This is a genomic window from Stenotrophomonas sp. GbtcB23, from assembly GCF_019091045.1.
Lineage (GTDB): Bacteria > Pseudomonadota > Gammaproteobacteria > Xanthomonadales > Xanthomonadaceae > Stenotrophomonas > Stenotrophomonas rhizophila_A.
The window spans coordinates 122,030-135,260 of record NZ_JAGXKC010000006.1; the positions used below are offsets into that span (position 1 = coordinate 122,030).

Annotated in this window: 10 protein-coding genes and 1 tRNA gene; all 11 read left to right on the plus strand. The window is 65.0% G+C overall.

Annotation, left to right across the window (positions count from 1 at the left end):
- Positions 1-7: 7 nt before the first annotated feature.
- The 11 genes from KVS69_RS04515 to KVS69_RS04565 all read left to right on the plus strand — a co-directional run bounded on the left by KVS69_RS04515 (position 8) and on the right by KVS69_RS04565 (position 12,973).
- Complete coding sequence (locus tag KVS69_RS04515; protein WP_217537251.1) at positions 8-886, plus strand: RHS repeat-associated core domain-containing protein; 879 nt, start codon at positions 8-10, stop codon at positions 884-886.
- 111 nt (positions 887-997) lie between these two features.
- Positions 998-1,933: an RHS repeat-associated core domain-containing protein gene (locus KVS69_RS04520; RefSeq protein WP_217537254.1), complete on the plus strand. Its 936-nt coding sequence runs from the start codon at positions 998-1,000 to the stop codon at positions 1,931-1,933.
- Between the two features lie 98 nt (positions 1,934-2,031).
- Positions 2,032-2,108 (plus strand) — tRNA-Met (locus tag KVS69_RS04525).
- Positions 2,109-2,539: 431 nt separating this feature from the next.
- Complete coding sequence (rimP, locus tag KVS69_RS04530; RefSeq protein WP_217537257.1) at positions 2,540-3,130, plus strand: ribosome maturation factor RimP; 591 nt, start codon at positions 2,540-2,542, stop codon at positions 3,128-3,130.
- Positions 3,131-3,137: 7 nt separating this feature from the next.
- Positions 3,138-4,649, plus strand: a complete 1,512-nt coding sequence (nusA, locus tag KVS69_RS04535) for a transcription termination factor NusA (RefSeq protein ID WP_068853387.1) — start codon at positions 3,138-3,140, stop codon at positions 4,647-4,649.
- A gap of 95 nt (positions 4,650-4,744) precedes the next feature.
- A complete protein-coding gene (infB, locus tag KVS69_RS04540) occupies positions 4,745-7,381 on the plus strand; it encodes a translation initiation factor IF-2 (protein ID WP_217537259.1) in 2,637 nt (878 codons plus the stop codon).
- A 127-nt stretch (positions 7,382-7,508) separates the two neighbouring features.
- On the plus strand, positions 7,509-7,925 hold the full coding sequence (gene rbfA / locus KVS69_RS04545) for a 30S ribosome-binding factor RbfA (protein ID WP_217537262.1): 417 nt from the start codon (positions 7,509-7,511) through the stop codon (positions 7,923-7,925).
- A 75-nt stretch (positions 7,926-8,000) separates the two neighbouring features.
- Complete coding sequence (gene truB, locus KVS69_RS04550; protein WP_217537265.1) at positions 8,001-8,909, plus strand: tRNA pseudouridine(55) synthase TruB; 909 nt, start codon at positions 8,001-8,003, stop codon at positions 8,907-8,909.
- 162 nt (positions 8,910-9,071) lie between these two features.
- Positions 9,072-9,332 (plus strand): 30S ribosomal protein S15, encoded by a 261-nt coding sequence (rpsO, locus tag KVS69_RS04555; protein WP_068853379.1) that lies wholly within the window; start codon positions 9,072-9,074, stop codon positions 9,330-9,332.
- Positions 9,333-9,482: 150 nt separating this feature from the next.
- Positions 9,483-11,591: a polyribonucleotide nucleotidyltransferase gene (gene pnp / locus KVS69_RS04560; protein ID WP_068853377.1), complete on the plus strand. Its 2,109-nt coding sequence runs from the start codon at positions 9,483-9,485 to the stop codon at positions 11,589-11,591.
- Between the two features lie 209 nt (positions 11,592-11,800).
- Positions 11,801-12,973 carry a glycoside hydrolase family 18 protein gene (locus KVS69_RS04565; protein ID WP_217537268.1) on the plus strand — a complete coding sequence of 391 codons (1,173 nt, stop codon included), beginning with the start codon at positions 11,801-11,803 and terminating at the stop codon, positions 12,971-12,973.
- The last annotated feature ends 258 nt before the right edge of the window (positions 12,974-13,231 follow it).

A 13,231-nucleotide genomic window follows, 5' to 3' on the forward strand; every position in this document is an offset into this window, starting at 1 on the left:
TGCGGCCATGTCGCTGGGCTTTCACGGTGAACTGCATGGCGCCGGTACGCAGTGGCAGATCCTGGGGAACGGGTATCGCGTGTACAGTCCCGTTTTGAGGCGGTTCCATCGCCCGGACAGTCTGAGTCCGTTTGCAGAAGGGGGCCTCAATGCCTATGCCGCATTCGGCGGCGATCCCATCAACCTGGCCGACCCCAGCGGTCATTTCGCACAGCTTGTGGTGGGCGCAGCCGTGTTGGCGGGCGCTGGGGCCTTGGTGGGCTCGGCCGCGGCCGGGACGAAGGGGGAGGGCACCACGGCCGGTATCCTGGCCGCAGTTGCGCTGGGCGTGGGCATGGCGGCGGCAGGAGGAATGCACATGCTGCGGGCGTCCCCGCGCGTGACCGCAGTCGGCGTGCCCCCAACCACGCCACCGGTGCCAACCGTGCAGCCCGGCCGGACCGTGCGCATCGGCGGGTTGCGCTTTGCCTCGGGAGCGCGCGGCGATGAGCTGGTCGCCCATGGGCTTCCCTTCGCCACCGGCTCCACGAGTGCGGTGAGCGGGCACGCGCTGGCCCAGCAGGTGAGCACGGCAGTAGGCCCAGGCTATCGCTTCAAACCGATCAACATGCTGTCCTGCTACTCCGCCGTCGGCGGGCGCTATGCGTCGCAGGCGCAGCGGTTGGCCAACAAACTCAACGTTCCGGTCAGGGGATACAGGGGGCGCACCCACGGAATGCAGGCGCGGAACTCCAATGCGGGTCCCGACGACCACATATCCACCGTGTTCCGTCCGCAGACCGGCGTCGCCAGGACGGTCACCTCGGTGCTCAACACCGCGCTGCACCCGGTCGGTCGGGGCATGCGTGTGGTTGCCCGTGCGGCGCAGGCAGTGCGGTCTCGCTGAGACTGCAATGGGCCGGGGAGAGGTCATCACCACGTTTTAATTCTGCCGGACCAATGATCGGCGCGTCGGGGGACACAATCCTGGTGCGGACCGCGCGCCGAAGGGGGTTCCATGCCGTCACTTGCCAGCACCGCGCCACGCGCCAGCCGTCACGAGGACACCCGCGGCTGGCTGGGTTACAACGGCCAGCTGCACGAGCCGGGCGCAGCCTGGCAGTTCCTGGGCAATGGGTATCGCATCTACAATCCGGTGCTGATGCGGTTCCACAGTCATGACAGCATGAGCCCGTTCGGAGAGGGCGGAATCAACGCGTACGCGTACTGCCCGGATCCAATCAACTGCGCGGACCCGACTGGCCACTTCTTTCAGTACCTTGCATGGGGTGCCGCAGTGGGGGCACTGGGGGCGGGCGCAGGCGCAATTGTTGCGCATGGAAAGGGCGACGCGTCGCTGAGTAACCTGTTAGGCGGGGCCTCCATGGTGCTCGGGCTCGTAGCCGCTGCGGCGTTGGGAGGGCACGGCCTACGCCGCGCCGCAGCGCCGGGTAGAACAGTCGCGCCGTCACAGCGTCCGCCGCCCGCCGCGCCCACGTTGCAGCAGAATGAGTCCGTCAGGGTCGGTGGCCTGACTCTGTACTCCAAACCTGACCGGGACATCATCGTGGGACACGGAAACTACTTTGTTAACGTATCAGACGGGCCCGTCACCGGAGGGAGGCTTGCCCAACAGCTCAAGCAAGCGGCCGGTCCGGGGTACGCGTTCAAGCGCACGGAATTTCAATCCTGTTTCGGTGGCGGAGGGGGAACATGGGCTTCGCAGGGGCAGCGGGTGTCCGACAAGCTGGGCGTGCGCATCGATACCTTCAAAGGAACATCAACTGCCCCGGAGTTGGGTACGTACATTACCGGTCAAGCGGGCCGGGTCAGCTTTTTCCCTCAGAGTGGAGTGGCGCGGTACCGCACGGCGGTACTGAACAGCGCGCTTCACCCCGTCGGTAGATCCTGGGCCCTGCTGGGACGAACCGTAAGACGCATACGTGGCCAGTGAGTGTCACCAGAACCCGCGCGCCATGCATGGCCATACTGGTACCGGCTGAGCAGGGGGGTTGCACGCACCCGCAACTCCCATTACAATTCCGCTTCTGCTGCGGGGTGGAGCAGTCTGGCAGCTCGTCGGGCTCATAACCCGAAGGTCGCAGGTTCAAATCCTGCCCCCGCTACCACAGAAAATCTGCAGTGCAGATGCAGTAGACGAAAAGGCGATCCTGGCAACGGGGTCGCTTTTTTCGTTGGGGCGGGCAGGGGCATCAACGAAGCTGAATGCAGGGGCGGATCCGGCCCTTTGGCGTCCGCGCCCGTTGCACCAGCGCGGTGCAACCGCTATCATCCACGGCTTAGCGGACTACCTGACTGGACCCATTCCCTGGAATGCGGACCGTCCCGCGACCGGCTTCCGGGCCGTGCGACTTCCCCTCAGGTAGTCGTGACCCCCCGGAAGGCTGGGCTCGCAGTTTCACGCACCGCGCGTGATCTGCAACCGGAATCCAGCATGACCGGAGTCGTACCGGACAAGGGGCCCAGCGGGCCCTTTGTTGTTTCCGGGCCCCAGGCCGTGCGCCGGGGCAGCACCTCTTTCAACGAACCAAGGCAGACTGTGAGCGACAAGGCAACCGAAATCGCGAATCTGCTCGCCCCCACCGTTCAGTCGCTGGGTCTCGAGCTGCTGGGTGTGGAGTACCTGACCGCCCCGGGCGGCGCAACGCTGCGCCTCTATATCGACGTGCCGCTGGCAGAACAGCCCGAGCGTGTCGTCAACATCGACGACTGCGAACGCGTGAGCCGCGAAGTGTCGGCCCAGCTGGACGTGGAAGACCCGATCACCGCCAACTACACGCTGGAAGTGTCCTCGCCCGGCGTGGATCGTCCGCTGTTCACCTTCGACCATTTCGAACGTGCGGTGGGCGAGTCGGCCAAGGTCACCCTGAAGCTGCCGCAGGACGGCCGTCGTCGCCTGCAGGGCGAAATCCTCGGCGTCGATGCCGAGCAGAAGACCGTCACCTTCAAGGTCGACAATTCCCCGTTTACCGCCGACGTCGAGAATATCGAGAAGGCACGCATCATGCCGGACTGGGCCGCCCTCGGCCTGGCTCCGACCAAACCGACTGGCCCGGCACCCAAGCAGGGTGGCAGGGCGAACAAGAAACCATCCAACGAGCCGGCGGCCAAGAAGCCGCGCGCGGAGTGAGCCAACAATGAGCAAGGAACTTTTGCTGGTAGTGGACGCGGTCGCCAATGAAAAAGGCGTTCCGCGTGAAGTGATCTTCGATGCGATCGAAGCAGCACTGGCGTCGGCCGCGAAGAAGCGCTATCCCGATGAGGAAGTGCTGGCGCGCGTGTCGATCGACCACAAGGACGGCACCTACGAAACCTTCCGCCGCTGGGAAGTGGTGGCCGATGACGTGGTGATGGAATCGCCCGACCGCCAGGTTCGTCTGATGGATGCCATCGACGAAGCCGAAGGCGTGGAAGTGGGCGATTACATCGAAGAGCAGATCGAAAACCCGGACTTCGGCCGCATCGCGGCGCAGGCGGCCAAGCAGGTGATCGTCCAGCGCGTGCGCGAAGCCGAACGCCAGCAGGTGGTCGATGCGTGGAAGGACCGCGTGGGCGAGCTGGTCACCGGCGTGGTCAAGCGTGCCGAGCGCGGCAACATCTACGTGGACCTGGGCGGCAACGCCGAGGCCTTCATCCCGAAGGACAAGGGCATTCCGCGCGACGTGCTGCGCGCTGGCGACCGCGTGCGCGGTTACCTGGCCGAAGTCCGTTCGGAACCGCGTGGCCCGCAGTTGTTCATCAGCCGCGCCGCCCCGGAATTCATGATCGAGCTGTTCAAGCTCGAAGTGCCGGAAGTGGGCCAGGGCCTGGTCGAGATCAAGGCCTGTGCCCGCGATCCGGGCGACCGCGCCAAGATCGCCGTGCTCGCCCACGATGCGCGTACCGATCCGATCGGCGCCTGCATCGGCATGCGCGGTTCGCGCGTGCAGGCGGTGTCCAACGAGCTCAATGGCGAGCGCGTGGATATCGTGCTGTGGAACGACAACCCCGCCAACTTCGTCATCAATGCGATGGCGCCGGCGGAAGTGCAGTCCATCATCGTCGATGAAGACAAGCACTCCATGGACCTGGCCGTCGCTGAAGAGCGCCTGGCCCAGGCGATCGGCAAGGGCGGCCAGAACGTGCGCCTGGCCAGCCGCCTGACCGGTTGGCAGCTCAATGTGATGACCCAGGACCAGGTGACCGCCAAGTCCGAGGCAGAGCAGGGCGTTGCCCGCCAGCTGTTCATGGACAAGCTGGAAGTGGATGAAGAAATCGCCGCCATCCTGGTGACCGAAGGCTTCAACACCGTGGAAGAAATCGCCTACGTCCCGGTCGGCGAACTGCTGGCCGTGGAAGGCTTCGACGAAGACATCGTCGAAGAGCTGCGTGCCCGTGCCCGCGATGCGCTGCTCAACGAAGCGCTTGCGGTGGAAGAGGGTCTGGAAGATGGTTCGCCGTCCGAAGACCTGCTCGCCCTGGAAGGCATGGACGAGGCAACCGCCTACGCCCTGGCCGGCCACGGTGTGCGTACGAGTGAGGACCTGTCGGACCTGGCCGCCGATGAGATCCTCGAGTTCGGTATCGAGGACATGGACCAGGAGCGCGCCGCCGCCCTGATCCTTGCCGCCCGAGCCGAGGAGATCGCCCGCCTGGAGCGCGGCGAATGAGCCAGCGATGAACAGTGCCCTGACCCGATCAGGGCTTAGACTCCGCGCTGCCTTCGCCCGTTTCGGAGGAGCGCCAACCAGATCATAGGATCCGAATGTCGCAGCAAACCACCATCCGCAAGCTTGCCGAACTGGTCAATACGCCGGTCGAAAAACTGCTTGAACAGCTTGCCGAGGCCGGCATGAAGTTCAGCGGTCCCGACCAGGTCGTGACCAGCACCGAGAAGGTGAAGCTCCTGGGCTTCCTTCGTCGTTCGCATGGCAAGACCGAGCAGCCCGTCGAAAGTGCCGACGAAGCTGCAAAGAAGATCACCCTCAACCGTCGCAAGTTGCAGGAAGTGACCGTCAGCGCCGGCCGCAGCAAGACCACCGTCAATGTTGAAGTGCGCCAGAAGCGCACCTACACCAAGGACGCCAGTGGCAAGGCGATGACGCCGGATGAGGAGCGCGCCGACATCCTTCGCAAGCTGGAGGAATCCCGCCAGCGCAATCTGGACGAGCAGCGTGCACTGGCCGAGAAGGACCGTGCGCGCGATGAGGAAATCGCACGCAAGCGCCAGGAAGAGATCGACGCCAAGGAACGCGCCGAAGCCGAGCGCAAGGCTGCCGAAGCCGCTGCGGAAGCGGCGAAGAACGCCCCGCCGGCACCGGTAGCCGCGCCGCGCCCGGCCGCCAGCGAAGCGCCGGCCCGTGCCGCGCGTCCGTCTGCGCCGGCACCGGCACGTCCGGCTGCACGTGCGGACGACCGCAACTCGAACAACAACAACCGCCCGGGCGCCAAGCGCGACGACGATGGTGGCAACCGCTTTGCCGGTCAGCTGCACCTGTCGGCCGCCGATCGCGCGCGCCGTGGCAACAACAGCAACTCGCGCGGTCGCCCGACCGGTCGCACCCAGCACGGCGGCCGCCGTGACAGCAACCAGTCGCGCAGTGGCGGTGGTGCCCATGGTTTCGAACGTCCGGTCGCACCGATCGTGCGTGACGTCACCATTGGCGACACCATCACCGTGGCCGACCTGGCCCAGAAGCTGGCCGTGAAGGGCGGCGATGTGGTCAAGGCGCTGTTCAAGATGGGCGTGATGGCCACCATCACCCAGACCATCGACCACGACACCGCCGCGCTGGTGACCGAAGAACTCGGCCACAACGTGATCCGTGCCAACACCAACGACGCCGAAGACGCGCTGCTGGCGTTGAACGAAGGCGAGCAGGGCGAAGCCGTTGCGCGTCCGCCGGTGGTCACCATCATGGGCCACGTCGACCACGGCAAGACCTCGCTGCTGGATTACATCCGCCGCACCAAGGTGGCCACCGGCGAAGCCGGCGGCATCACCCAGCACATCGGTGCGTACCACGTTGAAACGCCCAAGGGCGTCATCAGTTTCCTGGATACCCCGGGCCACGCCGCGTTTACCTCGATGCGTGCCCGCGGTGCCAAGCTGACCGACATCGTGGTGCTGGTGGTGGCTGCTGACGACGGCGTCATGCCGCAGACCAAGGAAGCCATCCAGCACGCCCGCTCGGCGGGTGTGCCGCTGATCGTGGCGATCAACAAGATGGACAAGTCCGGCGCGGACCCGATGCGGGTCAAGAACGAACTGCTCACCGAGCAGGTCGTGGCCGAAGACTTCGGTGGCGACATCCAGATGGTGGAGATCTCGGCCAAGGCTGGCATGGGCATCGACGAACTGCTGGACGCCATCTCGATCCAGGCCGAACTGCTGGAACTGAAGGCCGTGGCCGATGGCCGCGCCAGCGGCGTGGTCATCGAGTCCTCGCTGGACAAGGGCCGTGGCCCGATCGCCACCGTGCTGGTGCAGCAGGGTTCGCTGAAGAAGGGCGACTACCTGGTCTGCGGTATCCAGTACGGCCGCGTGCGCGCACTGTTCGACGAGACCGGCAAGCAGCCCGACCAGGCCGGCCCGTCCATCCCGGTGCAGGTGCTGGGTCTGTCCGGCGTGCCGGATGCGGGCGATGACTTCGTGGTGGTCGAGGACGAGCGCCTGGCCAAGGACGTCGCGCAGCAGCGCGAAACCAAGCGCCGTGAATCGCGCCTGGTGCAGTCGGCCGGTAGCCGCATGGAAGACATCATGGCAACCCTGGGCAAGGGCGATGGCCAGCAGGTGCTGAACCTGGTGATCAAGGCCGATGTGCAGGGTTCGGTGCAGGCCCTGAGCCAGGCACTGGTCGCGCTGTCCAACGACGACATCCGCATCAACGTGATCCACTCCGGCGTGGGCGGCATCACCGAATCCGACGCCAACTCGGCCGTGGCCTCCAAGGCTACTGTCATCGGCTTCAACGTGCGTGCGGATGCTTCGGCCCGTCGCATCATTGAATCCAACGGCGTGGACCTGCGTTACTTCTCGATCATCTATGACGTGATCGATCAGGTGAAGCAGGTGGCATCCGGCCTGCTCGGCGTGGAAATCCGCGAAGAGATCATCGGTATCGCCCAGGTGCGCGACGTGTTCCGCAGCTCCAAGTTCGGTGCCGTGGCCGGCTGTATGGTCATCGAAGGTACGGTCAAGCGCAGCAAGCCGATCCGCGTCCTGCGCGACAGCGTGGTGGTGTTCGAAGGCGAGCTGGAATCGCTGCGTCGCTTCAAGGAAAACGTCGAGGAAGTTCGCAACGGTACGGAATGCGGTATCGGCGTGAAGGCTTACAACGATGTGAAGCCGGGTGACCAGATCGAGTGCTTCGAGCGTATCGAAGTGCCGCGCACCCTGTAATGTGGAAGCGGCCCGACCAACGGTCGGGCCCTACCAGGTCTCGGGACCCGTCCGCCTGGTCCCGGTCCCACCGGTAGGTCACGACCGTTGGTCGTGACCCGCCCATCCGAATATTGAAGAGTTCCCCGTGCCGAAAACCTTCCATCGAACCGACCGTGTTTCCGCCCAGATCCGCCGTGAGCTGGGTACGCTCGTGCATAACCTCGTGCGTGTACACGGCTTGCCCTCGGTGAGCGTTTCCGACGTCGAAGTCACCCGTGACATGGCCCATGCCAAGATCTTCGTCACCGCTTTGATGCCGGAACGTTCGGCCGAAGCGATGAAGGGGCTCAAGGAGCTGGCCTGGGAGCTGCGCATGGACCTGGCCAAGGCCATGAAGCTGCGCCACGTGCCGGAGCTGCACTTCCACTACGACGATTCGGTCGACCGTGGCGAGCACATCGACAACCTCCTGCGCGACCTGCCCGACACGCTCGCGGCCGAAAAGAGCCGCAACGCCAAAGACGGCGACGACGGCGACGACGGCGAAGACAAACCCGAATAAACCAACAGCCCGCAAGGGCTGTTGTCCTGTATGGCCCGCCCTGCGTGCCTGCACGACCAATCCCGGCGAAACACCATGACCCGAATCACCTTCCGTCGCCTGGACGGCATCCTCCTGCTCGACAAGCCCACCGGCATGAGCTCCAACGCCGCGCTGCAGGTGGCCCGCCGCCTGTTCCGCGCCGAGAAGGGCGGCCACACCGGCAGCCTGGACCCGCTGGCCACCGGCCTGTTGCCGCTGTGCTTCGGTGAAGCCACCAAGATCGCCGGCCTGCTGCTGGGCGCGGCCAAGGCCTATGACGCCGACATCGTGCTGGGCCAGACCACCGATACCGACGATGCCGACGGCAGCGTGCTGCTGGAGCGGGCGGTACCGGCTATCAGCCGCGACCAGCTTGAAGTGGCCCTGGCCCCCCTGAAGGGCCGGATACGTCAGCGCGCCCCGATTTTTTCGGCGCTCAAGCAGGGGGGCGAACCGCTGTACCTGAAGGCCCGCCGGGGCGAGACCATCGACGCGCCCGAACGCGATGTGGAGGTCCATGCCATCGAGGTCCTGGACCAGCAGCCGACCCGGCTGTCGCTGCGCGTGACCTGCGGTTCAGGCACCTACATCCGCAGCCTGGCCCGCGACCTGGGCGAAGCGCTGGGCTGTGGTGCGCACATTGCCGGCCTGCGCCGGCTCTGGGTGGACCCCTTCCGCGACGCCCCCATGGTCAGCCTGGACACCCTGCGCGCCTTGGCGGAGCAGGGCGACGAAGCTGCCATGGAGGCGCTGCTGCTGCCGTTGGCGGCCGGCTTGGCCGACTATCCTCGGGTCGATCTGGATGCTGAACAGGCGCCGCGCTTCTGCGTGGGCCAGCGCCTGCGCGATCCGGCCTGGCCGCCCGGTACCGTGGCCGTGTATGGCCCGGAGGACCGGATCCAGGGGCTTGGCGAGGTCGACCCGACCGGCCGGCTGTCCCCCCAGCGCCGCTTCAACCTCTGACCCGGACCCACCCGGCGCTTGTCCCGGGAGGCCGCGACCGTTACAATTTCGCGGCCTTTTCAGGCTTTCCCGCGTCTGCGGGTTCATCCTTTCGTTAACGGCGAGTCGCGCGGTACGCCAATGGGGCGTTTCTGCGGGCCACGCATCCAAGAGAAAACAGATATGTCGATCGACACCCAGAAGGTCATTGAAGACAACAAGCGCAGCTCGGCCGATACCGGCTCCCCGGAAGTCCAGGTTGCCCTGCTCACCGCCCGCATCGAACTGCTGACCGGCCACTTCAAGACCCACAAGAAGGATCACCACAGCCGTCGCGGTCTGCTGCAGATGGTCAACCGCCGCCGCAGCCTGCTGGACTACCTGAAGAAGAAAGACGCCGTTCGTTACAAGGCCCTGATCGAAAAGCTCGGCCTGCGTCGCTAAGCAAGAATCCCGACCGCGGCGCAGGAATGCGCCGCGGTTTTGTTTTGGTAGTACCGCATCAAACGCCAGGACCGGACTTCCGGTCACCCGTCGGCGGCAAGGGTCGCCCGCGGTCCATTCGAAGACAGCATTTCCCCAAGGACATCCCCCGTGGCAAAAATCACCAAAACCTTCCAGTACGGCAAGCACACCGTCACGCTTGAAACCGGCGAAATCGCCCGTCAGGCCGGTGGCGCCGTCATCGTCAAGTTCGACGACACCGTGCTGCTGGTCTCCGCCGTGGCTGCCAAGAGCGCGCGTGAGGGCCAGGACTTCTTCCCGCTGACCTGTGATTACCAGGAGAAGTTCTACGCCGGTGGCCGTATCCCGGGTGGCTTCTTCAAGCGCGAAGGCCGTGCGACCGAAAAGGAAACGCTGATCTCGCGCCTGATCGATCGTCCGATCCGTCCGCTCTTCCCGGAAGACTACAAGAACGAAGTGCAGATCATCGCCACGGTCATGTCGCTGAACCCGGACATCGACGGCGACATCGCCGCGCTGATCGGCGCCTCGGCTGCACTGTCGCTGGCCGGTACCCCGTTCAAGGGTCCGATCGCCGCTGCCAAGGTGGGTTACAAGAACGGTGAGTACATCCTCAATCCGACCGTGACCGAACTGAAGGATTCGGAGCTGGAACTGGTTGTGGCCGGTACCGCCAACGCCGTGCTGATGGTTGAATCCGAAGCCGCGCTGCTTTCCGAAGACGTGATGCTGGGCGCCGTGACCTTCGGTCACCGCGAAATGCAGAAGGTCATCAACGCCATCAACGAGCTGACCGTGGAAGCCGGCACCAAGCCGTCGACCTGGGTCGCCCCGGCCAAGAACGACGTGCTGATCAGCGCCCTGCAGGAAGCCATCGGCCCGCGCCTGGGCGAAGCCTTCCAGGTGCGCGACAAGCTGCAGCGCCGTGACGCCATCTCGGCGATCAAGAAGGACGTGGTCGAGTCGCTGGCAGGCCGCGTGGCCGCTGAAGGCTGGAACCCGGCCGAGCTGTCGAAGGAATTCGGCGAGTTGGAATACAGCACCATGCGCAACTCGGTGCTCGACACCAAGGTCCGCATCGACGGTCGCGCGCTGGACACCGTCCGCCCGATCGCCGTCAAGACCGGCATCCTGCCGCGCGTGCACGGCTCCTCGCTGTTCACCCGTGGTGAGACCCAGGCCATCGTGACCATCACGCTGGGTACCGCCCGCGACGGCCAGGTGATCGACGCCGTGTCCGGTGAGTACAAGGACAACTTCCTGTTCCATTACAACTTCCCCCCGTACTCGGTGGGTGAGACCGGCCGCATGATGGGCCCGAAGCGTCGCGAAATCGGCCACGGCCGCCTCGCCAAGCGCGGCGTGCTGGCAGTGATGCCGTCGCTGGAAGCCTTCCCGTACACCATCCGCGTCGTCTCGGAAATCACCGAGTCGAACGGTTCCTCGTCGATGGCCTCGGTCTGCGGTTCCTCGCTGGCCCTGATGGACGCCGGCGTGCCGGTGAAGTCGCCGGTTGCCGGTATCGCCATGGGCCTGGTCAAGGAAGGCGAGCGCTTCGTTGTCCTGTCCGACATCCTGGGTGACGAAGATCACCTGGGCGACATGGACTTCAAGGTCGCCGGTACCGCTGAGGGCATCTCCGCCCTGCAGATGGACATCAAGATCGAAGGCATCACCGAAGAAATCATGAAGCAGGCACTGCAGCAGGCCAAGGCTGGTCGTCTGCACATCCTGGGTGAAATGGCCCACGGCCTGACCGCGCCGCGCCAGGAGCTGTCGGACTACGCGCCGCGCCTGCTGACCATCAAGATCCACCCGGACAAGATCCGCGAAGTGATCGGCAAGGGTGGTTCCACCATCCAGGCCATCACCAAGGAAACCGGCACCCAGATCGACATCCAGGACGACGGCACCATCGTCATCGCGTCGGTCAATGCCATCGCTGCGCAGGCTGCCAAGGCCCGCATCGAGCAGATCACCTCGGACGTCGAGCCGGGCCGCATCTATGAAGGCAAGGTCGCCAAGATCATGGACTTCGGCGCGTTCGTCACCATCCTGCCGGGCAAGGACGGCCTGGTCCACGTCTCGCAGATCTCCAGCGAGCGCGTCGAGAAGGTCGGCGACAAGCTGAAGGAAGGCGACGTGGTCAAGGTCAAGGTGCTGGAAGTCGACAAGCAGGGCCGCATCCGCCTGTCGATGAAGGCTGTCGAGGAAGGCGAAGGCGCCTCGGCCGAGTAATCGACCGCAACACCAAGGTAGGTGACGACCGTTGGTCGTCACCTCCTGAAAAAAAACGGGCCTTCGGGCCCGTTTTTTTTGCCTGTCGCAAGTCAATACGTTTCCCATTAGCGGCGCCAGAAGATGTCCGCCGGACAGATTCGCAGGACATCCAACCAAGACCGTGCGCGCCTTGTTAACGTTGGCCCATCGTGATCCACGGAGTTGCCATGTCCCGTCTGTCTACTTCCCTGCTGGGCGCCGCCATCGCGCTCGCGCTGCCCATCGCGAGCCACGCCGCACCGGCCTCGAACGCGGTGATCGGGGCCTACTATCCGGGCGGTTCGGCCGAGCGCTATCCAGTGGCGTCCATTCCCGCCGATACGCTGACCCATCTGTTCTACGCGTTCGCGCGCATCGACGACGGCAAGTGCGTGGTGGACGACGGCGCTGCAGCGCACTTCAAGGCACTTGCTGCGCTCAAGCGCAAACACCCGCAGCTGCACACCATGATCTCCATCGGCGGCTGGAACGCCGGCGGCTTCTCCGATGCAGCGCTTACGGCACAGAGCCGCGAACGTTTCGTGCGTTCGTGCGTGGCGATGTTCTTCGAGCAACAGCGCGGCAGTTTCGACGGCGTGGATATTGACTGGGAATTCCCGGTCTCCGGTGGCCCGCTGGAGATCACCGACCGTCCTGAAGACCGCCACAACATGACCCTGCTGGTGCAGGAGTTCCGCAAGCACCTGGACGCGCTCGACGGCGGCCGCGGCCCGCACAGGCTGCTCACCGCCGCACTGCCGGCCGGCCGCGTGCAGACCGACGGCCCTTACGACCCGGCGCTCAGTTACGAGTTGAAGGAACTGGGCCAGGCGCTCGATTTCATCAACCTGATGAGCTACGACATGGGCACGGGCTTCTCCAAGGTGTCCACCTTCAACGCGCCGCTGCGCGAAGTGCCGCAGGACCCGCTCGCACCGGAGCAGCGTCGCTGGAACAGCGTGGAAGGCGCGGTGGAGTATTACCGCCAGCATGGCGTGCCCAACGACAAGCTGGTGCTGGGCGTGCCGTTCTACGGGCGCGGCTTCAAGGTGACCACCGAATCTGCCGATGGCCTGTACCAGCCCTACAGCGCCCCGTTCGATGCCGGTGACTGGCGCCGCATCAAGCAGGAATTCCTCGACAAGCCCGGCTGGCAGCGGCACTGGCACCCGGTGGCGCAGACGCCGTGGTTGTACAACGCCGCCGACAAGGTGTTCATCAGCTACGAAGACCCGACCTCGATTGCGTTACGCGCCGACTATGCCAAGGACCAGAAGCTGCGCGGGGTGTTCACCTGGGAACTGACCGGCGATGACGACCAGGCCAGCCTGCTCAAGGCCATGGCGGGGCCGTTCAAGTAACGTCGACCGCGCGCTGAAAGCATGCCGATGGGGATAGCAGGTAGGGTCGGTTCCCAAACGACTGCCGATAGCGGAGATTGCTCGGTTGACGCATGACCTTCAAGCGGAGTCGCGCTTTTCCGGATTTCTCCGTTCGTTGGTCATTCGTCGCCCTGCCGATCATTCCTATCGGCGGTCGTTCGGGAACCGACCCTATGTATGGACTCGCCCCCATCGTCAAGCTGCTTTTAGGCCCGGGAACCGGCTGCATCTATGTAT

What these genes read in the sequence shown, in the direction of transcription:
- KVS69_RS04565 (WP_217537268.1), top strand. Translation starts at nt 11,801, where the DNA reads ATGTCCCGTCTGTCTACTTCCCTGCTGGGCGCCGCCATCGCGCTCGCG.
- rpsO (WP_068853379.1), top strand. Translation starts at nt 9,072, where the DNA reads ATGTCGATCGACACCCAGAAGGTCATTGAAGACAACAAGCGCAGCTCG.
- infB (WP_217537259.1), top strand. Translation starts at nt 4,745, where the DNA reads ATGTCGCAGCAAACCACCATCCGCAAGCTTGCCGAACTGGTCAATACG.
- truB (WP_217537265.1), top strand. Translation starts at nt 8,001, where the DNA reads ATGACCCGAATCACCTTCCGTCGCCTGGACGGCATCCTCCTGCTCGAC.
- nusA (WP_068853387.1), top strand. Translation starts at nt 3,138, where the DNA reads ATGAGCAAGGAACTTTTGCTGGTAGTGGACGCGGTCGCCAATGAAAAA.
- KVS69_RS04520 (WP_217537254.1), top strand. Translation starts at nt 998, where the DNA reads ATGCCGTCACTTGCCAGCACCGCGCCACGCGCCAGCCGTCACGAGGAC.
- KVS69_RS04515 (WP_217537251.1), top strand. Translation starts at nt 8, where the DNA reads ATGTCGCTGGGCTTTCACGGTGAACTGCATGGCGCCGGTACGCAGTGG.